Source organism: Rhodothermales bacterium, assembly GCA_041391505.1.
Lineage (GTDB): Bacteria > Bacteroidota > Rhodothermia > Rhodothermales > JAHQVL01 > JAWKNW01.
On the sequence record JAWKNW010000002.1, the window covers coordinates 222,259 to 242,580 of the forward strand.

16 protein-coding genes and 1 tRNA gene are annotated in these 20,322 nt (G+C 65.2%); 10 read left to right on the forward strand and 7 right to left on the reverse strand.

Annotated elements, in window-relative coordinates:
* Positions 1–55: 55 nt before the first annotated feature.
* The 4 genes from R2834_02945 to R2834_02960 are packed head-to-tail and all read left to right on the forward strand — an operon-like array spanning position 56 to position 4,332.
* Positions 56–1,933, forward strand: a complete 1,878-nt coding sequence (locus R2834_02945; GenBank protein MEZ4699263.1) for a DUF3987 domain-containing protein — start codon at positions 56–58, stop codon at positions 1,931–1,933.
* Positions 1,930–2,655: a hypothetical protein gene (locus R2834_02950; protein MEZ4699264.1), complete on the forward strand. Its 726-nt coding sequence runs from the start codon at positions 1,930–1,932 to the stop codon at positions 2,653–2,655. The genes R2834_02945 and R2834_02950 overlap by 4 nt, the downstream gene beginning before the upstream one ends.
* Before the next feature lie 22 nt (positions 2,656–2,677).
* Positions 2,678–3,112 (forward strand): hypothetical protein, encoded by a 435-nt coding sequence (locus R2834_02955; protein MEZ4699265.1) that lies wholly within the window; start codon positions 2,678–2,680, stop codon positions 3,110–3,112.
* Positions 3,112–4,332, forward strand: a complete 1,221-nt coding sequence (locus R2834_02960; GenBank protein MEZ4699266.1) for a site-specific integrase — start codon at positions 3,112–3,114, stop codon at positions 4,330–4,332. Before R2834_02955 ends, R2834_02960 begins: the two co-directional genes overlap by 1 nt.
* A gap of 76 nt (positions 4,333–4,408) precedes the next feature.
* On the opposite strand, the gene R2834_02965 is transcribed toward R2834_02960, so the two are convergent.
* Positions 4,409–4,484: transfer RNA gene (locus R2834_02965), tRNA-Lys, on the reverse strand.
* 179 nt (positions 4,485–4,663) lie between these two features.
* Between R2834_02965 and R2834_02970 the strand changes: the two genes are divergently transcribed.
* The 3 genes from R2834_02970 to R2834_02980 all read left to right on the forward strand — a co-directional run bounded on the left by R2834_02970 (position 4,664) and on the right by R2834_02980 (position 8,912).
* Complete coding sequence (locus R2834_02970; protein ID MEZ4699267.1) at positions 4,664–5,002, forward strand: hypothetical protein; 339 nt, start codon at positions 4,664–4,666, stop codon at positions 5,000–5,002.
* Positions 5,003–5,987: 985 nt separating this feature from the next.
* Complete coding sequence (locus R2834_02975) at positions 5,988–7,346, forward strand: amidase (protein MEZ4699268.1); 1,359 nt, start codon at positions 5,988–5,990, stop codon at positions 7,344–7,346.
* A gap of 150 nt (positions 7,347–7,496) precedes the next feature.
* Entirely contained in the window at positions 7,497–8,912 is a 1,416-nt protein-coding gene (locus R2834_02980; GenBank protein ID MEZ4699269.1) for an MATE family efflux transporter, read from the forward strand.
* Positions 8,913–8,990: 78 nt separating this feature from the next.
* On the opposite strand, the gene R2834_02985 is transcribed toward R2834_02980, so the two are convergent.
* The 4 genes from R2834_02985 to R2834_03000 form a co-directional block, all read right to left on the reverse strand.
* A complete protein-coding gene (locus R2834_02985; protein ID MEZ4699270.1) occupies positions 8,991–12,323 on the reverse strand; it encodes a ThuA domain-containing protein in 3,333 nt (1,110 codons plus the stop codon).
* 170 nt (positions 12,324–12,493) lie between these two features.
* Complete coding sequence (locus R2834_02990; GenBank protein MEZ4699271.1) at positions 12,494–12,766, reverse strand: hypothetical protein; 273 nt, start codon at positions 12,764–12,766, stop codon at positions 12,494–12,496.
* A 92-nt stretch (positions 12,767–12,858) separates the two neighbouring features.
* Positions 12,859–13,128, reverse strand: coding sequence for a hypothetical protein (locus R2834_02995; protein ID MEZ4699272.1), 270 nt, complete (start codon positions 13,126–13,128; stop codon positions 12,859–12,861).
* Between the two features lie 823 nt (positions 13,129–13,951).
* The gene (locus R2834_03000; GenBank protein MEZ4699273.1) at positions 13,952–14,230 is read right to left on the reverse strand and encodes a hypothetical protein; all 279 of its coding nucleotides are present in this window, start codon (positions 14,228–14,230) and stop codon (positions 13,952–13,954) included.
* A 227-nt stretch (positions 14,231–14,457) separates the two neighbouring features.
* On the opposite strand from R2834_03000, the gene R2834_03005 reads away from it, so the two are divergent.
* A complete protein-coding gene (locus tag R2834_03005) occupies positions 14,458–15,351 on the forward strand; it encodes an NAD(P)-dependent oxidoreductase (GenBank protein MEZ4699274.1) in 894 nt (297 codons plus the stop codon).
* 125 nt (positions 15,352–15,476) lie between these two features.
* The gene (locus tag R2834_03010) at positions 15,477–15,974 is read left to right on the forward strand and encodes a hypothetical protein (protein ID MEZ4699275.1); all 498 of its coding nucleotides are present in this window, start codon (positions 15,477–15,479) and stop codon (positions 15,972–15,974) included.
* Between the two features lie 290 nt (positions 15,975–16,264).
* Here R2834_03010 and idi read toward each other — a convergent pair whose 3' ends face one another.
* Both idi and R2834_03020 read right to left on the reverse strand, forming a co-directional pair.
* Entirely contained in the window at positions 16,265–16,780 is a 516-nt protein-coding gene (gene idi, locus R2834_03015) for an isopentenyl-diphosphate Delta-isomerase (protein MEZ4699276.1), read from the reverse strand.
* An 89-nt stretch (positions 16,781–16,869) separates the two neighbouring features.
* On the reverse strand, positions 16,870–17,409 hold the full coding sequence (locus tag R2834_03020) for a hypothetical protein (GenBank protein MEZ4699277.1): 540 nt from the start codon (positions 17,407–17,409) through the stop codon (positions 16,870–16,872).
* A gap of 312 nt (positions 17,410–17,721) precedes the next feature.
* On the opposite strand from R2834_03020, the gene R2834_03025 reads away from it, so the two are divergent.
* The gene (locus tag R2834_03025; GenBank protein ID MEZ4699278.1) at positions 17,722–20,235 is read left to right on the forward strand and encodes a DUF4397 domain-containing protein; all 2,514 of its coding nucleotides are present in this window, start codon (positions 17,722–17,724) and stop codon (positions 20,233–20,235) included.
* Positions 20,236–20,322: the final 87 nt, after the last annotated feature.

Here is a 20,322-nt window from a genome sequence, read left to right on the forward strand (position 1 = left end):
GAAATCGGGCCGACTGCCCTGAAAAGACGTCGGCCCGAAAAAGCAAAATCAACAGATGAAATGTAAGCCAGAACCGTCAAAAAAACAACTTCACCTCAACGCCGGTGCAAGGCGGGCCATCCTTCGACTCTTAGCGGGGCAGGCACCGAACGGAACGCGACCCGATAGCTGCGGCGACTACGCCGAGCTCGTCAGGCAAGTTTACGACGCATACGAATTGGGCGGATCCGATCCGGCGCGCGACGTCATCGAGCTGGCAGCTGTATCGGATGACACGCTTTTGCGGCTGATGATGGAGGCCGAGCAACTCGCGGAAGCCGAGAGCCTTCGAGATGACTTGCCGACACTACCGGCCGCCGCTTTCGAGAAATTGCCTGCGATTATCAGCGAATGCTGCGAGAATCTCGACAGGTGGTTCGAGCGAGATGCGTTTCTAACCGGAGCATTAGGCACGATCAGTTCCCTTCTCCCCAAGGTCCGATTTCGGTACGGGAAAAAACTGTACAGCGCTCATTTGTTTTTTTTCGTTCTGGCGGAGGCAGGAAGGGGGAAGGGTGTGCTGACACATTCTCTCGCTCTAGCCGATCTGGTTGACGAATACCTAGTGAGCTGTAGTGACCGTGCGAAGAGCGAGTGGGACGAGGCCGTCCGAGCATACGATACAGCGAAGCGCTCAAAGCGACTTGCACTCACCGACCCAGATCCACCAGGCCCGAAACCGCCTGAGCTCCTTCTCCGAGCGGCGGAGGACACCAATCTTCCTGTTCTGTACCAAAACCTGGCAGCGAATCGCGAGGGCATCCTGATCGGCGCGACGGAGGCAGATATCCTGAGTCAAGCAAACAAAAGGGGCGACTTCGGCGGCTTCAGCGCGCTTTTCCGGCAAGCTTTTGAGCATGAACGCGCCCAGAAAGCAACAAAAACGGAAGGCACGGTCAGGGTACATGAGCCACGCATAGCGCTGGTGCTGTCTGGAACCCGCGACCAATTCGCCCCACTGGTGGAGAGTGTCGAAAACGGGCTGTTTTCGAGATTCGCAGTGTACCGGTTCTCAGCGCCCCTGGAGTATCGATCGCAGCGGCCGCGCCCGGAGGATGTCGCCTTCGTGAAGGCCATCGAGAAGGCGAAGGAGCGGCTCCTGGCTTTGTACAAGATCCTGGCGACGAGAGAAGAGCCGCTCTATGTGGACATGCCGGCGGCGCGATGGGAGAAAATTGACCAGGCATTCCAGCAGCTCTTCAATTCAACACTTCGCGACGCGGGGGCGCCCGGTGAACTGGCCGCATCAATATTTAGAGGTGTCGTCATCGCCTTCCGGATCGCAACGATCCTGACGGTACTCAGACGCTTTGAGGAGGGTATTCCGCTGGAACGTGTGGCCTCACTGGAGGTGGGGCAGCAAGATGCGGAAGCGGCAACAGCCCTCGCGTTCGTTTACGTCGAGCAGGCCATGCGCCAGGCGCTTGATATGCTTCAAAGCCGAGACGCAGACAACGTACTCTCAGCGATCGCCGAGTCCGCAGGATCCGGCCGGCTTACCGGCCAGCAACAGTCCCTACTGCAGATGCTACCGGACGAATTTGGCAGGAAGGAAGCCGTAGAAGTTGGGCGAACTCTGGGGGCCGGAACGAGGAGTGTGGACAGGTGGATTCGTGCGTGGTCAGAAGGCCCGGACGCACTACTCGTCCGCCAGAGGCATGGGGGGTATGTCAAAAGTGGCAATATCGTCAATTCCTGCGATTCTGAGCCAATTTCGCAGAATAGCGCAGAAATACCCCGTGGCATAAGTGGCAATATTGCCACTTATGAAATTGAGCAAAAACCCTCAAATCGGGCTGATTTGGGGGAATATGACGGTTTTGCCGATTTTGCCACAGGTGGTGCCCCTTCCCTGGACGCAGACAATAAGGAGGGTGAAAAATGTCCGTTTTGATCGCCCCCCAAATCGCCATCCGAGACCGCCTCACTGCCTTCGTCGAAACCGAAGAATGGCGCGCCTTCTTCGTGAGCCAGAACGAGCGCCGATTGATCACCTGGACGGGCCTCCGCGAGCTCATCGAGCTGCCCGCACCGGTTGGCCTGGCCACTACGCCCGAGGCCTTCATGCGTGCCCTGGTTGGGAAGGGGAGTGCGCGTGCGAAGCGGTACGCGGCGGACAAGCTGCGCCGAGCGCCTCGGCCTGTTGCCGGCGGCAACGCCACACAGTTCCTCCAGCTGGGCGAGGCCGAGCGCGCGCACTCCGCGCCGGCGAAGGAGGGCGGCCGTTGGCTGGCACTCGCTCAGTACGCCATCGAGGCCGGACCGAACCGCGCGAAGCCGGCGGAGCGGTATTTCATCCCGGCGCTCCTCGAGTTCGGGAAGCCCGTGCCGGCGTCCGCCATGCTCGTCCGGGTGCGACGCACCATGTACCGTTTCGACTCGCTTGAGCACTGGCTTCGCTACAGGGGGCATGGCGGCTGCCAGCTGGATGGGCGTCACCTGGCGGCGCTCGGCTTCGGCGATCTGGCCGCGTTCGCAACCAAGCACGTGCCGGCGGCGCCCCGCGTGCTGGACGATCGAACGGAGCCCGGCGAGCTCCTGAAAGACGCGTGCGACGTGCTCACGCTAGAGCCGCCGGCGTTCGATTGGGAGTCCACGGAAAGAAATGCAGCGTGAGGGGGCGTCAATGCGAATCGCGATGAACAACCACACCCCGCATACCGACCCTGCTGGCGCCTTCTACGAAGCGATCGCGGACGTCGTGGTGCGCAAGCTGATGGAGGAGATTGGGCGCGCGAGCCTGGGCGGCGAGCCTACGGATGGCCTGGCGATCGAGAAACTGGGCGGCCGAGGCCTGGACCTTATGCGCGCCTACTCCGCAAAGGAAGTAGCCGAGCTACTGGGCACCAGTCGCGTCGAATCCGTCTATGAGATACCAGAGAACGAACTGCCACGCGTGCGGCGAATCGGGAAGAGCTTTGGGTATCTTGGGATCAACGTACTTTGCTACATGGCCGGCCGGCCGCCGGTCGACATAGACGCGGCCATCGAGGAATACAGGAAACGTCTCACCGAAGGGCGGGGCAACGTCCTGCCGATGGGGCTCACCGAAGGACTTACCCGGGTGCTGTGATGCCGTACAAGCGAGAGGGCTCTCCCTACTATCAGATCCGCCGTCGTAGGCTCGCGGGCTATGGCGACACCGGTGTGCTCTCCTCCAAGGTGGGGAGCAAGAAGCTGGCGCGCGACATGGAGCGCGTCCTCGAGGAGCTCGCGCACAAGGCACTGGAGGACGCCTCATGGTATGGCCTGCTTGACGCGGTATGCCGGGAGAAGACGGTGCCGATGCCCGACCTGCTGAAGGCGCGCAATATCGGGACGCTCGAGGGGCTGAAGCGAAGCCTCACCGATCCCACGCTCACGGAAGCGGTCGCGGCGTATCAGCGCGCGGCGCCGCAGAACCGATCGGCGATCATTGGCCTGCGCATGCTGATGCGTTACGCGCCGGCCGGGATGCGCCTGGGCGATCTCACATCGAGGACGATCACCAAGCTTTGTATCGAGGCGGAGGAGGACGGGCGCAAGCGCAACACGGTCCGGCGATCGATGCTGCGCGGCATCTCGCTCCTCCTGCGCTTTCACATCGGCAACGCGGAGCGTAATCGGATCTTCGCCGATGTCGTCTTCCACGGGGAGAACGACACGAGGGAAGTGCACCTCACGCCGGCGGAGCTGCGGCGACTATTCACCGCGATGAAGGAACTGGGATATGCCGAGCTCGGCACGATCGTCCGCACGGCGCTGCTCACCTCGGCCGATCGCGGCGTGCTCCTGGCGGGGCAGAACATGGGGCAGCAGCTGCGAGGCCTGCGCGTGCGGGACCTCACGATCTATCTCGACTCCCAGAGCGGGGAGTACAGCGGCGAGGTGTTCCTGCACGACACCAAGGCGAAGAACCGGAGCCGGAGCGTGCCGCTCACCGATAGCTTGTGCCGGGAGCTGCTCGTCTGCTGCAAGGGGAAGGATCCGGACAGTACCGTGTTCGAAATGAAGTATCAGCAGCTGGACTTCCAGTGGAAGGCGGCGCGGCGCCAGGCGGGCCTGAAGGGCATCCGCTTCAAGGACCTGCGCGCCCAGACCGCGATATACGCCGAGGAGGCAGGCATCCCGATCACGGTGGCGCAGAAGACGCTCGGACACAGCAACGAGATGATGACGCGTCGCTATCAGCAGCGCGCGGCCGTGCTCAGCATTGACCAGGCCCAGGCCATCGAGTCCGCGATGTTTGCCGAGGATGAAGAAAACGGCGCGATCGAAAGTAAAAACAAGCGCTCACAACCGGGCCAACAATGACGGAATCGACCACAAACAAGAATCCCCGCAACCACATGCATCGCATGGAGTTACGGGGATCATACCGGGCAATCAGTGGTGCCTCCGCAAGGACTCGAACCTTGGACCCGCTGATTAAGAGTCAGCTGCTCTACCAACTGAGCTACAGAGGCTTGAGGGTTTAAGGGGCCAGGTTTGAGGTTCAACGTACCCTCGTTGAACCCGGTGCCTGAAACCTCGAACCGTCGACAGGCCCCTACCACGTCTGAACCCGCCGGCTGTTCCTGCACCGGAAACCTCCCCACCCGGTATTCCGTGCAATCTTTGACATCTCTTCATAGACCCAGCCCCCATGCGCCCCATCGCCGCCGTCATCCTGCTCGCCCTGGCCCTCGCCGGCTGCGCCAAAAAGCCGTTCGACCGGGACGCGACGCCGGAAACGAGCGTCGAGGTCCAGAACAACAACTTCTACGACATGAACCTCTATATCGTCCGCGCCGGCCAGCGGACGCGCCTCGGGTTCATCAACAGCGGGCAAACCCGCACCTTCCGCATCCCCGTCTACCTCGCCGAAGGCAGCACCCGCATCCAGTTCCTCGCCGACCCCGTCGGCGGCAACCGGACGCCGACCACCCAGGAAATCTTCGTCACCCCCGGAGAGACCGTCCGGCTGGTGATACCGAGTTTTTAGTGGGGAGGGGTTTTACGGGGCGTGCCGGACTCGGGGAGGATTGCCGGGCTCAATGAGGGGTGCCAGACTCGGGGAGGTTTGCCGGGCTCAATGACGGGTGCCAGACTCGGGGAGGATTGCCGGACTCGGGGAGGATTGCCGGACTCAATGAGGGGTGCCAGGCTCGGGGAGGTTTGCCGGGCTCGGGGAGGTTTGCCGGACTCGGGGAGGATTGCCGGACTCGGGGAGGATTGCCGGGCTCGAGGAGGATTGCCGGACTCGGGGAGGATTGCCGGACTCGGGGAGGATTGCCGGACTCGGGGAGGATTGCCGGACTCGGGGAGGTTTGCCGGGCTCGGGGAGGTTTGCCGGGCTCGGGGAGGTTTGCCGGGCTCGGGGAGGTTTGCCGGGCTCGGGGAGGTTTGCCGGGCTCGGGGAGGGTTTGCCGGGCTCGGGGAGGTTTGCCGGGCTCGGGGAGGTTTGCCGGACTCAATGAGTGGTGCCAGGCTCGGGGAGGATTGCCGGACTCAATGAGTGGTGCCAGGCTCGAGGAGGTTTCTCGACTCCCGGTCGCTGACGCGACCGTCCGCTCGAAATGACATCGTGGGATATGGCCCTCATTCGCCTCACCCCACCCATGACCAATGACCAGTGACCAATGACAGCGAGCGCAGCGAGCCTCCTGACCACGAGCGCAGCGAGCCTCCTGACCGCGAGCGCAGCGAGCCCCCTGACAGCGAGCGCAGCGAGCCTCTTGACCGCGCACAACGTGCGCAAACGCCCCCCGAGCACACAACGTGCGAAATGCCTATCTTGGAAAGAAGTGCAGGACGGGAGTCCTACCCACTATAGACTCCCGTCCTTTGAAAGACATGCGTTCGGAAAGATGTGCCTTTTTCCGTTCGTTCGTTGTTAATATCGCACCCGCTTACAGACCCTCCTATAGGGGGTTATGCGCGATTTGCTGCGATTAAAAACCCCTACACCCCTGTCTGGAAAAGCGCACGTGTCGACGGACCTTTCCCTCCCTGAACTCGCCGGCGCGCTGCGCGCGGGCCGCCTGACGAGCCGCCAGCTCGTCGCCTCCGCGCTGGAGCGCATCCTCGACCCTGCCGGCGAAGGCTCGCGCGCCTTCCTGCACGTCAACGACGTCGCCGCCCTCGAGGCCGCCGACCGGGCCGACGCCATGCTGGCCGCCGGCCGGCATGGGCTGCCGCTCCTCGGGCTGCCGATCTCCATCAAGGACCTGTTCGATGTCGAGGGCGAAACCACGCGCGCCGGCTCGGTGCTGCTCGCCGACGCCCCGCCGGCCGACCACGACGCGCCGGCCATCGCCCGGCTCCGCGCCGCGGGGGCGATCTTTATCGGGCGGACCAACATGACGGAGTTCGCTTTCTCGGGCCTCGGCCTCAACCCCCACTACGGCACGCCGGCGGCGCCGTACGACCGCGCACACGTCCGCCGCATCCCCGGAGGCTCCACCTCGGGCGGGGCGGTGTCGGTGGCGGACGGAATGGCGGTGGCAGCCATCGGGACGGACACCGGGGGCTCGACGCGCATCCCGCCGGCGTTCTGCGGCGTCACGGGCTTCAAGCCGACCGCCCGGCGCATCCCCACCGCCGGCGTCTTCCCCCTCGCGCCCAGCCTCGACTCGGTCGGCCCCATCGGGCGGAGCGTGGCCTGCTGCGCGCTGCTGGATCAGATCATGAGCGGGGCGCCGGTCCGCGACCTCGACCCCATCCCGCTGCGCGGCCTCACCTTCCTGGCGCCGTCGAACCTCGTGCTGGACGACCTCGACGCCGCCGTCGCCAGCGGCTTCCTGCGCGCACGCGCCCGCATGGCCGATGCCGGCGCGACGATCGTCGATCGCCGGCTCGACGCGCTCGACCTGCTCGCCGAAGGCCGTAAACACGGCGGGATGGCCCCCGTCGAGGCCTATGCCGTGCACCGGGCCTGGTACCACACCCAGCAGGACGCCTACGACCCGCGCGTGCATGTCCGCATGGCGCCCGGGGTGGACCTGCTGGCGGTGGACTACATCGACCTGCTCGCCAGCCGCCGGCGCCTCATCGAACACGCCGCCGCCGAGCTGGCCGGCTACGACGCCGTCATCCTCCCCACCGTCCCCTGCCTCCCGCCGCCCATCGCCGAGATCGAGGAGGGCGACGACGCGCACTACTTCGCGATCAACGCCCGCGCACTCCGCAACACGTCGATCATCAACGCGCTCGACGGCTGCGCCCTGACCATCCCGTGCAGCCGGCCCGGGTCGCCGCCCGCCGGCCTGATGGTCGCCGGCCTCGCGATGCAGGACGAACGCATCCTCGGGATCGGCGCGAGCATCGAGGCGGTGCTGCGGGGCTGAGCGGCTCCCCCGGGGCTAACGCATCGCTAGCCGGGTGCTTCCACGCATCGGGCCACAACGTTCACACATTTCTCACATATAGACGCGAACCCTTTTCGCGCAAAGCGCCGTTTAGCTGAGCTTCTGCCGATCCACTTCGCCGTCGCTCGTATGCTACTCGACCAGACTTCCTCTTCGCAGCCCCTCAATTTCTGGGCGGAGCTGCGGGACATGTTTATGGGCAAACGGCGGGATTTCACCACCGGAAGCCTGGGCCGCGCGATCGTCCTGCTCGCCATTCCGATGGTGCTGGAGATGATCATGCAGTCGATCTTCGGCGTGGTCGACGTGTTTTTCGTCGGCAAGCTGGGAGCGGACGCGGTCGCCGCCGTGGGGATGACCGATTCGTTGATGGTGCTGCTGTTCGCGATCGGCATGGGCATCGCCATGGCGGCCGCCGCGATGGTGGCGCGACGGATCGGCGAGAAAAAGCACGAGGAAGCCGGCGTCGCCGCGGTGCAGGCGCTGGTGCTCGGCGCGCTCGTCTCCATCCCCGTCGCCGTGCTGGGCGTGATCTTCGCGCCCGAGCTGCTCGGGCTCATGGGTGCGAGCGAGAGCGTCGTCGCGGTCGGCAGCGGCTACTGCGCCATCGCGTTCGGCACGAACACCCTCATCCTGTACCTGTTCATTATCAACGCGGTCTTCCGCGGCGCCGGCGACGCCGTCAAGGCGATGCGCGTGTTGTGGCTGGCCAACATCCTCAACATCATCCTGGACCCCGCCTTTATCTTCGGGTGGGGGCCGATCCCCGAGATGGGCGTCACGGGCGCCGCCGTCGCCACGGCCATCGGGCGCGGCATCGGCGTCGCCTACCAGATCTCGCAGCTGATCAAGGGCACGGGGCACCTGACCGTGCACCGCGAGCAGCTCCGGATCAACCTGGACATCATGCGCCGGCTCCTGCGCGTGTCCATGCCGGGCATGATCCAGTACATGATCGGCACGGCCAGCTGGATGCTCATCTTCCGCATCCAGGCGTCGTTTGGCAGCGACGCCCTCGCAGGCTACACCATCGCCATCCGCATCATTCTCTTCGCGCTGATGCCCTCCTGGGGGGTCGGCAATGCGGCGGCGACGCTGGTGGGGCAGAACCTGGGCGCGCGGCAGCCGGACCGGGCGGAGCGCGCCGTATGGTTCGCGTGCTGGACCAACGTCGCCTTCCTGGGCGTGGTCGCCATCGCCATGTTCGTGTTCAGCGAACCGCTGATCCGCATCTTCACCGACATCCCCACGGCCGTGGCCTACGGGGTGGACTGCCTCCACATCGTCAGCTACACCTACGTGCTGTTTGCGTTCGGGATGGTGATCGTCTCGTCGTTCAACGGCGCCGGCGACACCCGCACGCCGACGTGGATCAACGTGATCTGCTACTGGATGCTGCAGGTCCCCATCGCCTACATCCTCTCCCACCCGCTGGGGATGGGCCCACGCGGCGCCTTCATCGCCATCGCGTTCGCCCAGGCCATCCTGGCGGTCATTGCCGTCGTGCTCTTCCGCCGGGGGACGTGGAAGCAACAGATCGTCTGACTGTGGGATTTTGGGGGATGGGGGATTGAGAGCGGCTTCTTCCACACGCTCATACCCCCACACGCCCGGCCCCAAAACTCAATTCCCCAGTTCGAACCGCAGCGCATCCAGCCGGGCGAGGGGGTGCCCGGTGTCGTGGTTGGCCTTGAAGACGACGAACAGGTCGTGCCGGCCGGCGGTGGGCGCGACCTCCGCCCGGAAGTCGCCGGCGGGCTGGCGCCCGATGTCGACGGAGCCGATCATCGGTCCGTCTGCCGCGTCCACGTGCAGTTCCAGGCGGCCGGCGTCGGTGCCGGTGCCCGGGGGCAGCGCGCTGAAGGTGACGGCGGCGACGTCGGTGAGGTCGATCCCGTCGAACGCGATGTACGATCCGTCATAGGCGGCGGCGATCTGTTCGTTGGCCACTACGACGCGGCTGGACCGGTCGAACCACTCGGCCTCGACGCGAGGATGGCGGAGGACGATGAGTTCCTGGCCCTTCAGCGGGCCGATCTCGACCCCGCCGCGGTCCGTGTAGGCGGCGCGCACGAAATACATCCCTTCCTTGTTGTCGGCGGCCCGGTGGGCGTCGAGGCGGTAGGCTCCTTTCGCCGGCAGCGTGCGCGGCGCGGCGGCATCGCCGGCGAGGGACCGGATGTAGCGCACCATCGCGCGCGCATCTTCCTCGCCGAGCTGCGGGTGCGCCGCCATGGCCTGTTCGCCCCAGACGCCCCCGCCGCCCTTGATGATCTTCTGGACGAGATAGGCCTCCGCATCGTCCTGCGTGGCGTAGCGCGCCGCGACCTGCCGGTAGCTCGGCCCGATCGAGGCCTGATCGACGCTGTGGCACGACAGGCAGTCGCCGCCCTCGACGAGCCGCTGCCCGACCGAGAACCGCGACACGGCGTCGGCCTGGCGATGGCCTTGCTCGATGAGCGTGCGGTCGAACCCTTCCTCGAGGTAGTCGACCTGCACGACGAGGCGGTCGTCGGGCGCCGGGCCGTCCTCGGCGTCGGTGGCGGTGGCGGCATACCGCAGCACCCGGCCGTCGGTGTAGAAGGTGGCATTGCCCTCGATCGCGAGCCGGACTTCCGGCGGCGCGTTGCCTACCAGTACGGTGACGGACGCCTCGTTGACGGCGCCGGAGGGGTCCTTCGCGACGAGGCGCGGGTGATAGACGCCGGGCGTGTCGAACGTGAACGTAGCCGTTTCACCCGTGGCGGCGACGGCGTCGCCGGCGTCGCGGTACCAGACGAACGTCAGCGCATCGTGGTCGGCGTCGGAGCTGCCGGAGGCGGAGAGCGTGACGGTCAGCGGGGCCGCGCCTTCGAGGCGATCGGCGGCGATGGCGGCCTCGGGCGGCAGGTTGCCGCTGACGTACGAGATCCGGTTGAGCCGCGCGTAGATGTTGTTGGAGATCCACCCTTTCCCGAACTCCAGCAAGTACATCACCCCGTCGTCGGTAAACATCATGTCGATCGGATTCGTGAAGCGCGTCGAGGGCATGAACGGATCGATCTTCACCAGATCGCCCTGTTCGTCCATGGTGACATTGAGCACCCAGCCGCGAATCCAGTCGTAGATGAACAGCTTGCCGTCGAAATACGCGGGGAAGGTGCCGTCGCCGGGCGTGTAGGCGTCGGCGTAGAAGACGGGGCCGGCCATCGCGGTGCGGCCGCCGTTGCCGACGATGGGGAACTCGGGCGAGTCGGCGTAGGGGTACCAGATGAAGGCCGGCTGCGCCGGCGGCAGCTCGCGCCGACCCGTGTTGTTGGGCGAATCGTTAACCGGGTGCGCGGGATCGAAGAAGTCGCCCGAGCGGCCCGTGGCGAAGTTGTAGTCGCGATACGGCTTGTTATCCCCCACGAAGTAGGGCCACCCGAAGTTGCCGGCCTGGCGGGCCTGGTTGATTTCGTCATGCCCGCGCGGTCCCCGCATCGGATCGTCATCGCCGGCGTCGGGTCCGACTTCGCCCCAGTAAAGAAAGCCCGTTTTTTGATCGATGGCGATGCGATACGGGTTGCGGTCGCCCATGATGTAGATCTCCGGACGGGCCAGCGGGTCATCTTTCGGGAAAAGGTTGCCGTCCGGGATGGTGTAGGTGCCGTCGGGCTGCGGGGTGATGCGCAGGATCTTGCCGCGGAGGTCGTTCGTGTTGCCCGGCCCCCACTGCCCGTCGAACGGCTTGCGGCCGGGCCGCTCGTCGATGGGTGCAAAGCCGTTGCTGAAGAACGGGTTGGTGTTGTCGCCGGTGGAGAGAAAGAGGTTGCCGTCCGGCCCGAACTCGATCGAGCCGCCGGTGTGGCAGCATTCCTGCCGCTGGACGCGCACCTCGAGCATCCGTTTTTCGCTGGATCGATCGAGCTGATCGCCGTCGAACACGAAGCGCGAGAGTTGCTGGTACGGGTCGTCTCCGGGGCGCGAATAATAGAGGTAGATCCAGTGGTTGTCGGCATAGCCGGGGTCGAGCGCGAGGCCCATGAGTCCGTCCTCGAACGTGTTGTTCACGTCGAGTTCGCCCACGATGCGGGCGGTGCCGGCGGCGGGGTCGTACAGCTTGAGCTGGCCGCCGCGCTGGGTGAAGAGGACGCGCCCGTCGGGCAGGATTTCCAGTTCGGTGGGCTCGCTCAGGTTTTCGAGGAGGATGTCGCGGTGGAAGCGGCGCTCCTCGGGCGGCCGGCGGGTGCGGGCCCGGGCGTAATCCAGATGGCCTTCGCCGATGGCATACCGGAGGCCGTCGAGGAGGACGGCGCGGAAAGCGGGCTGGTCGAAGCTTTCGGGCGCGTGGCCGCCGGCGAGATAAAACGAGCGGCCGCCGTCGAACGCGTGATACCAGGCGGCCGGATGGCCGTCGCCGTGGATCCCGCCCTGATAGGTCGACTCGTCGACGGTGAGCACGACCCGGATGCCGGCGTCCATGTCCGCGAAGTTCGGCCACTCGTCCGCCTGGCTCCAGGAAGCCGGCACGGCGTCCGCCAGCACGTCGCCGCGCTCGGCGACGCGGAGCGTGGCCGTCTGGACGTTGGACGGCGACTCGGGGTGGCTGTGGTAGCGCGCGCCGACGAGCTGACCGTACCAGGGCCAGCTCGGCTCCGTATCGACCGCCGAGTGGATCCCCACGAACCCGCCGCCGGCCTGGATGAAGCGTTCGAGATCGGCTTCCTGCGCGTAGTCGAGCACGTCGCCCATGGTATGCAGAAACACGACGGCGGCGTAGCGCTGCAGGTTCGGCTCCGACACGGCGGACGCCTCGTCGGACACGTCGACGTCGAAGCCGTTCGCGGCGCCGAGCGCGCGCAGCGCGGCGACGCCGGCGTCGGTGGACGCGTGCCGGTACCCCTCCGTGGCCGTGAAGACGAGGATGCGGGGCGTTTCCCGGTGGCCGCAGGAAACAAGGACGAACAGGAGCAGGACCAGGACGAAGCGCTTCACGAGAGACAGATTCCGCGAGGTGAGGAGGTTGCGATCATCCCGCAAAATACAGAACGCCCGGCAGTATGCACAGCCGGGCGTTAAAAAGGCCGAAGCGCGATGCGAGGCCTATAAACAGCAAACGGTCCGGACCCGTGTCGGGCCGGACCGTTGTCCGCAAAAAGCTCCCGTCAGAAACGGCAACCGTTGTCGAGCAACTGCTGAAGCGTCTTCTGCGCCTTCTCCACGTCGCCCGCATTGATCGAGTCGATCATCTTGTCGAACATGCGGTCGCAATTGAACGCGCTCATCGCTGATGCCGTGTTCATGAGCGGAGTGGCTGCAATCACGGGGAGGGCCCAGCCTGCTCGGAGCATGGAACGACGCGAGATGGCTTTCTTTTCAGCCTTTTGTACCAGCTGATCTTCAGCCTTCATCACTTCGTGTGTGTTGTGTTCGTGCATAGGTTATACCTCAAGAGGTTTTTTCTTCAGCATGTTCACAATGCCTTGCAAACTACTTCCCTACCAGGAGGGCAGCCAGAAAGCTGCCTGAACTAGCAACGGCAATTGTTCGCCTGCAACTCCTTCCGGATATTCGCGGCGGTCGTCTTGTCACCCGAAGCAAGGGCGTCGAGGAAACGCTGCAAATTGCGGTCGCAGTTGTACGCGCTCATGGCCGAAGCCGTGTTCAGGAGCGGGACGGCTGCAATTACAGGAAGGGCCCAGCCTGCTCGGAGCATTGCGCGACGCGAGAACGCCTTCTTTTCGGCCGTCTCGATCAGCTGCTCGGCAGCCGACGTCGCTTGGTTATTGTGTTCACTCATTCGATTACCATCCGGGTTAACGTCGCCTGTTTAACCCCGTAAGGTGTGTAAAAAAACGTGCGTATCGTTCAGTCAACCTTGAAGCAAAAACTCGACCTGTTATTTTCCGCCTTTGCCACCGCCAGAGCCGCCGCCAGGACCTCCCCAGCCGCCGCCTCCACCGGAGCCGCCGCCGGGACCTCCCCAGCCGCCGCCACCGCCGGAACCGCCGCCAGGACCTCCCCAGCCGCCGCCTCCACCGGAGCCGCCGCCGGGACCTCCCCAGCCGCCGCCACCGCCGGAACCGCCGCCGGGACCTCCCCAGCCGCCGCCGCCGTGGTCGTCGCCGCCGTGGTCATCGCCACCGCCGCCCCATCCACCGTCGTCACCAGGACCGCCGTTCATGCCGCCGCTCATGGTCGTCGCGGTGTTCATCAGGGACAGTCCCGCGATAACGGGTACGGTCCAGACCGCTTTGATCATCGCCCTGCGCCTCAAGGAGACGGGCTCCAAGACCTCAGGACGCTGGGTGGATTCGTCGAATCCACTCGTTTCATGTACTTCGCTTGCCATCTGACAATGTGCAGTTGCCTGCAGGTTATAACTGATCAAAAGTAGTATAACGAACGGGCAGGGCAGCGTCTATCTACTTTTGGCGCAATCGCATGCGCGCCTTGTAGGGGATACTCCCACGGCCGGCATGGGCCGTCGCCGAAGGCCTCATTTTGATCAAATTTCGCCACATTTCCCTTTCGTTGCGGGCGGATACATGCTTTCGCAGCAAACATTCCACACTTTCGACACAGATTGGTTAGATCTGCGCGGCCCAGCATACAGAAAAGGGTTATGGAAGCGGCATTTTGAACAAGTTGACGCCCGAAGTTGCCCCATCCCCCGATGCGTAGGACGCCGGCGACACCACCGGTTCCAGCGCCTGCGTCATCGGATGCGCCGACAGGTCGCGGGCATTGTTGAGTAACCAATGCCGCAGCACCATCGCCTCCTCGCCGCGAAACAACATCTCGCGCCCTGTGACATAGAGCGTCAATTCGTTGCCTCGGATGTTGACCGACTGGATCAGATCGACATTCACGATCTGATCGTTGATACGGAGCAGATTCATAGCTCGTCTGGGGGTTTTCTGGCAGGATAGGCAGTGGGTGAGCACATGATAGGCTCTGCGCGGGGGACGCGGCTTTATCTTGCGCGCAGCGGAACTGGGTCTTCCACGCAACCGCCATGCGCCTTTGGCCTGCGGGCGTATCGCCACCGGCATCGCGGCGGGTTGATCGAAGCGCCCTTTTCCCCTATCATGCCGCCGGCGCTTTTCCCTCACCATCACGCACTATCATGGCAGAATCCGTCGGGTTTATCGGTCTGGGCATCATGGGACGCGGCATGGCCGCCAATCTGTTGAAAGCCGGTTTCGAGGTTTGCGTCTGGAACCGGACCGTCGAGCGATCGCGGGCGCTGGAGGAAGCCGGCGCGACCGTCGCCAGCACGCCGGCCGACGTCGCCCGGCGCTGCCCCGTCGTCATCACGTGCGTGAGCGACACGCCCGACGTGGAACGCGTCATCCTCGGCGAGGAGGGTGTTATCGAGGGGGCGGCCCCCGGCGCACTCGTGATCGACATGAGCACGATCAGCCCCGACGCCACGCGCGTCATCGCGGAACGCCTCCAGGCGCGCGGCATCCATATGCTGGATGCGCCCATCAGCGGCGGCAGCGAGGGCGCGGCACGCGGAACCCTGAGCATCATGGTGGGCGGCGACGCCGGCCAGGTGGCGCGCGCCATGCCCTATTTCGAGGCCATGGGCAAGACGATCACGCACGTCGGCGGCGTGGGCGCCGGCCAGACCGTGAAGCTCGTCAACCAGATCCTGGTCGTGGTGACGATGCTTGGCGTGAGCGAAGCCCTGCTGCTCGCGGAGGCCGGCGGGCTCGACCTCGAAAAAACCCTCGCCGCCGTCACAGGCGGCGCCGCCGGCAGCTGGATGCTCAGCAACCGCGGCCCCCAGGTCATCCGACGCGACTGGCGCCCGGGGTTCACGATCGACCTCCAGCAGAAAGACCTGCGGCTCGTTCTCGAGGCCGGCAAATCGCTCGGCGTCCCTCTCATGGGCACCAGCATCGTCTACCAACTCTACAGCACACTCCAGCAGCGAGGCCTTGGCGCGGAAGGCAACCACGCGCTCGTGAAGGCGCTCGAACACCTCGCCGGCCTGCAAATCGGAACCGAATAGCGCCCGTAAGGGATTAAGGCGTCTCCAAGACCCGAACGAATCATATCGGTCTACCGGGTTTTCGCACGATCGTGCCCACGCTTATCCGACCCTGTTCGTTTCTGTTCACTCAATCCTCTGGATCCATGAAATCGATTATTTATAGTGTATTGCTTCTCCTTTTCGTCGTTGGCGCCGGCTGCGGCTCCTCGAAAAAAGTGGCCGACCAGGCCAGCACGGCCGCGAGCCCGTATTTCGGTACCTGGGCGCTCGACGGTTCGCCCAACAGCACCATCCAGTTCCTCGCCTCGGGCGACGTGGTCATTTCGCAGGGCGACCTCATGACGAACCTCAACCGCTTCCAGAATACGAGCCGCACCCGCTACATGACGCGCCTCAAGAACGAGGGCAGCTTTACCATCGCCGGCGATCAGCTGACGCTGCACGTTATGGCCGACTGGACCGGCCGCGGCACCGGCGCCACCCGCGCCGCCGACAAATCGGTCGAGAGCACCATCGTCTTCGCCATCAAGGACGTGTCGCCCGGCGGCTTCACGCTCGAAAAAGTAAGCATGAGCCAGCCCGACGGAGGCAACATGAACGCCGACGAGGCGCTCTCGCTGAAGCTCGTCAAAAAGATGTGACGTGGGGGATGGGGGATGTTGGATGGATGCAGGATGCGGGATGCAAGATGCGGGATTGGGCCGGGAATTCCTTGTTGAAGGGTGATGCTCCTGCATCCATCCATCCTGCATCCAGTATCTTGCATCCCCCATCTTGCATCCATCCATCCATCCATCCATCCTGCATCATGCATCTTGCATCTTGCATCTTGCATCTTGCATCCATCCTGCATCATGCATCTTGCATCCCCCATCTTGAAACGAAAAGAGGGCCTTCATCGAAGGCCCTCTTTTCGTTTCAGCGGTACAGCTCAAGGGGTGAGGGCGTCGATCACGCGCTGGAAGATGTGCTTGAACCAGAACGTGTACGCCTCCGGCCGGCGCGCCATGTCACGGGCCGTCTCCTCGACCGATTGCCAGCGCCACGCCTCGACTTCCTCCGGGTTGGGCACGGGGTCGGCGTCGTGGATGCCGACGAAGACGTGATCCAGCTCGTGCTCGATCAGGCCGTTCCCGAAATCCGTGCGGTACGTGAACGTGAAGAGCGGCCGCATCGGGCAATCGAATCCCATCTCCTCCATGAGCCGGCGATGCGCGGCGTCTTCCGACGCTTCGCCGGGCCGCGGGTGGCTGCAGCAGGTGTTGGACAGCAACCCGCCCGAATGGTATTTGTCGCGGGCGCGCTGCTGGAGCAGCATGTCGCCGGCGCTGTTGAATACAAAAACGGAAAGGGCTCGATGGAGCTGTCCCGATTGGTGCGCGGCCAGTTTTTCGGCGGCGCCGACCTCCCGATCGAGTTCATCTACCAGTATTACTTCATCCGTCATGCCGTGTCGGTGCTGGGCTGTGCTGGCGAGCGGGGCGGCATGCGCCGGTCCGCGCGCGCAGCAGATGGGTTGGATAACGAAATCAACGATCAATCCCCGCCGGCCGCCGGCTCGCGAGCCGTGATGGGCCCCAGCCGGGCCAGCGCGCGTTCGAGATCCAGACGCGTCGCGTCGTCCGGGTCGCCCGCCTCGTAGACGAACTGGAGCATATCGGCATAGAGGCCGGCCGGAAAGCGGCCCTGCGCTCCGGGAAGCAGCCGCGAAAGGGCGGCGAAGTCGGCATCGACCGACCATCCGCGCCCCAGAAACCGCGGCAGGTAATAGCAGCTCATCAGCCGGATATAGCGGATCTCCACATCATCCGGAAGCGCCTCGACGAGACGATCGAGCACGGGCAGGCCGGCGTTCAGATGGTCCATCTTGCGCCCGGGCCAGAACACGTGTTTGGCCCGCATGATCTCGAACAGCGCCGCATAGGCTTCCCACACGGGCTCGGCGTGGACGTCGATCGTGGCCAGATACGCTTCCGCGCGATCGATGGCGGTCTCGTCCTCCACGCTATCGATAAAGAAGGCGCGGAGGCGGTCGACGGGGGCATCGGCGATCTGTGCGATGGAGGTCGTAGCCATGGTCGATGCAAGGATCAGCGCGCCCAGAAGCGTCCGGCAACGGCGCAGGCGGCCGAAAACGGCGGTCCTGCGGCGCCCTGTCGTAACACGTCGTGGCACGCATGGAAGCATGGGGTATTTCCCGCATCCGGGCGTCGGGGTGTGATCGGATTGTTTCATGCTTGTACACGTCGGGGTAGTCATCTACACATCGGGCTGTGTTATGAGACTGCTGCAGCGAGACACGAGCTCGCCGGCCGCCGTCGACCGCGCCGGGTACCGCGCAAGGGCGTCCGCGAGCTGCTCCAACACACCCCAGACCCGACAATGGCTATGAAAAAACTCTATTCTTTCCTACCGCTATCTCGCGCGAGCAAGATACTACTCGCATGCCTCGCTCTCGTTCTTGCAGCGACGGGCGTCCAGGCCCAGACCGCGCGGGTGCAGGTCGTGCACAACTCCCCTTACGCCGCCGCCGCCGCGGTGGACGTCTACATCAACGGCAGCCTCACCCTCGACGACTTCGCGTTCCGCTCGGCGACGCCCTTTGTCGAGTTGCCCGCCGGCGCCGAGGTAACGATCGACATCACCACGCCGGACGCGGCGGACAACAGCAGTCCGGTCTTCACGAAGACGATCCCGGCGCCGGGTCTGACCGAGGGCGAGACCTACCTGCTCGTCGCGGCCGGCGATCCGCTGGGCGGCATGGGCAACCCGGCCTTCGACCTCTTCGTCTACGCCCCGGCCCGTGAGGCCGCCGCCACCGCCGGCAACGCCGAATTCCTCGTCTTCCACGGCGCCCCCGACGCCCCCGTCGTCGACGTCTCCGCCCGCGGCGCAGGCATGCTCGTGGACGACATCGCCTTCGGCGAATTCTCCGCCGGCTACCTCTCCGTACCGCCCGCCGTCTATGAGGTCGACATCGAGCTGGCCGACAACAGCGCCGTCGCCGCCTCGTTCGTCGCCGACCTCAGCGGCGCCGCCGATGCCGCCATCGCGGTTCTCGCCTCCGGCTTCCTCGCTCCGCCCGACAGCACCGACCCCGCCTTCGGCCTCCTCGCCGTCTTCGCCGACGGCACCACCGCCCTCCTGCCGGTGAATGAACCCGAGCCCGAAACGGCGCGCGTGCAGGTCGTGCACAACTCCCCCTACGCCGCCGCGGCGGTGGTCGACGTCTACATCAACGATGCCCTGGCCCTGGACGATGTCGCGTTCCGGCAGGCCACGCCGTACCTGACGCTCCCGGCCGGCGTGCCGGTGAAGATCGACATCACGGGGTCGACCGCTGCGGACAACAGCAGCCCGGTCTTTACGACGACGCTCGCCGACGGCCTTGCGCCGAACGAGACCTACCTCGTTGTCGCGGCCGGCGATCCGCTGGGCGGCATGGGCAACCCGGCCTTCGACCTCTTCGTCTATACCCCGGCCCGTGAGGCCGCCGCCACCGCCGGCAACGCCGAATTCCTCGTCTTCCACGGCGCCCCCGACGCCCCCGTCGTCGACGTCTCCGCCCGCGGCGCCGGCGTGCTCGTGGACGACATCGCCTTCGGCGAATTCTCCGCCGGCTACCTCTCCGTACCGCCCGCCGTCTATGAAGTCGACATCGAGCTGGCCGACAACAGCGCCGTCGCCGCCTCGTTCGTCGCCGACCTCAGCGGCGCCGCCGATGCCGCCGTCGCGGTCCTCGCCTCCGGCTTCCTCGCTCCGCCCGACAGCACCGACCCCGGTTTCGGCCTCCTCGCCGTCTTCGCCGACGGCACCACCGCCCTTCTGCCGGTCAACCAGCCTGAAGGGGCGAGCCTTAGCCTGATCGATGCCAGCACGGACAGCCCGATCCCCGGTTTCGACCCGATCGCGGAAGGCGCCGTGCTCGACCTGAGCGCACTTCCGATCGGCCTCACCGTGCGGGCCAACCTGACCGGCGATGCCGGCAGCGTACGGTTCGACCTGAATGACATCGAAGGCATCCGGGTGGAAAACGAGGCGCCCTATGCGCTCTTCGGGGATGTGGATGGGGATTACGCCGCCGGCCGGCTTCCCGTCGGCTCGCACACCCTGTCGGCCACGGCCTTCGCCGAAGCCCAGGCCGGCGGAGCCGTGCTTGAGACGGCCAGCGTCTCCTTCACGGTCGTCAACAGCGGCAATGCCGTCACCGGCTTCACGCTGGTGGACGCCGAGACGGATGAAGACCTCGGCATGCTGATGCCGGGCGACACCCTCGACGCCTCGGCGCTGCCCGAGCGGGTCAACCTGCGCGCTGAAGTCGGCGACGGCGTCGCGAGCGTCTGGTTCGAGATCGAATCGATCGGCTATAGCCGGCTCGAAAACGTTACGCCGTTCGCGCTGTTCGGGGACCTGAGCGGCGACTACCTGAACGGCGCGTTCCCCGTCGGCAGCCACACGCTCGTGGCGACCCCGTACGACGCGCGCCGGGCCCAGGGCTCGGCCGGCGAAGCGCTCAGCGTAGCGTTCGTGGTCATCGACACGGCGGGCAAGATGGCCGGCGTGGCCGGTCTCTCGGGCCACAGCGAAGAGGCGTTCGATGAAGTCGCCCTCGCCGAGGAAGACGGCGCGAGCGTGCCCACCGCGTTTGTGCTGGAGGCCAACTATCCCAACCCGTTCAACCCGGTGACGACCATCGCCTTCACGACGCCGGAAGCCGGCCCCGTTCGCCTCGCGGTCTACGACCTGCTGGGCCGCGTGGTCCGGGTGCTGGTGGATCAGCCGATGGCGGCGGGACGCATGGAAGTCAGCTTCGACGCCGCCGGACTCCCGACGGGCACGTACCTCTACCGCATCGACACCCCTGCGGGCTCGCAGGTGCGGAAGATGCTCCTCGTAAAATGATCGAAGCGGATCGGTTCGATTGACCCACAGCCGGCCGGCGTGTAGCGATGCGCGTCGGCCGGCCTTATTTTGCCCGTATCCTCCAAA

Excerpts from the sequence above, each read along its gene's own strand:
- R2834_02945 (MEZ4699263.1), top strand. The coding sequence starts at position 56 with ATGAAATGTAAGCCAGAACCGTCAAAAAAACAACTTCACCTCAACGCC.
- R2834_02955 (MEZ4699265.1), top strand. The coding sequence starts at position 2,678 with ATGAACAACCACACCCCGCATACCGACCCTGCTGGCGCCTTCTACGAA.
- R2834_02960 (MEZ4699266.1), top strand. The coding sequence starts at position 3,112 with ATGCCGTACAAGCGAGAGGGCTCTCCCTACTATCAGATCCGCCGTCGT.
- R2834_02970 (MEZ4699267.1), top strand. The coding sequence starts at position 4,664 with ATGCGCCCCATCGCCGCCGTCATCCTGCTCGCCCTGGCCCTCGCCGGC.
- R2834_02980 (MEZ4699269.1), top strand. The coding sequence starts at position 7,497 with ATGCTACTCGACCAGACTTCCTCTTCGCAGCCCCTCAATTTCTGGGCG.
- R2834_02990 (MEZ4699271.1), bottom strand. The coding sequence starts at position 12,766 with ATGCACGAACACAACACACACGAAGTGATGAAGGCTGAAGATCAGCTG.
- R2834_02995 (MEZ4699272.1), bottom strand. The coding sequence starts at position 13,128 with ATGAGTGAACACAATAACCAAGCGACGTCGGCTGCCGAGCAGCTGATC.
- R2834_03000 (MEZ4699273.1), bottom strand. The coding sequence starts at position 14,230 with ATGAATCTGCTCCGTATCAACGATCAGATCGTGAATGTCGATCTGATC.
- R2834_03005 (MEZ4699274.1), top strand. The coding sequence starts at position 14,458 with ATGGCAGAATCCGTCGGGTTTATCGGTCTGGGCATCATGGGACGCGGC.
- R2834_03010 (MEZ4699275.1), top strand. The coding sequence starts at position 15,477 with ATGAAATCGATTATTTATAGTGTATTGCTTCTCCTTTTCGTCGTTGGC.
- idi (MEZ4699276.1), bottom strand. The coding sequence starts at position 16,780 with ATGACGGATGAAGTAATACTGGTAGATGAACTCGATCGGGAGGTCGGC.
- R2834_03020 (MEZ4699277.1), bottom strand. The coding sequence starts at position 17,409 with ATGGCTACGACCTCCATCGCACAGATCGCCGATGCCCCCGTCGACCGC.
- R2834_03025 (MEZ4699278.1), top strand. The coding sequence starts at position 17,722 with ATGAAAAAACTCTATTCTTTCCTACCGCTATCTCGCGCGAGCAAGATA.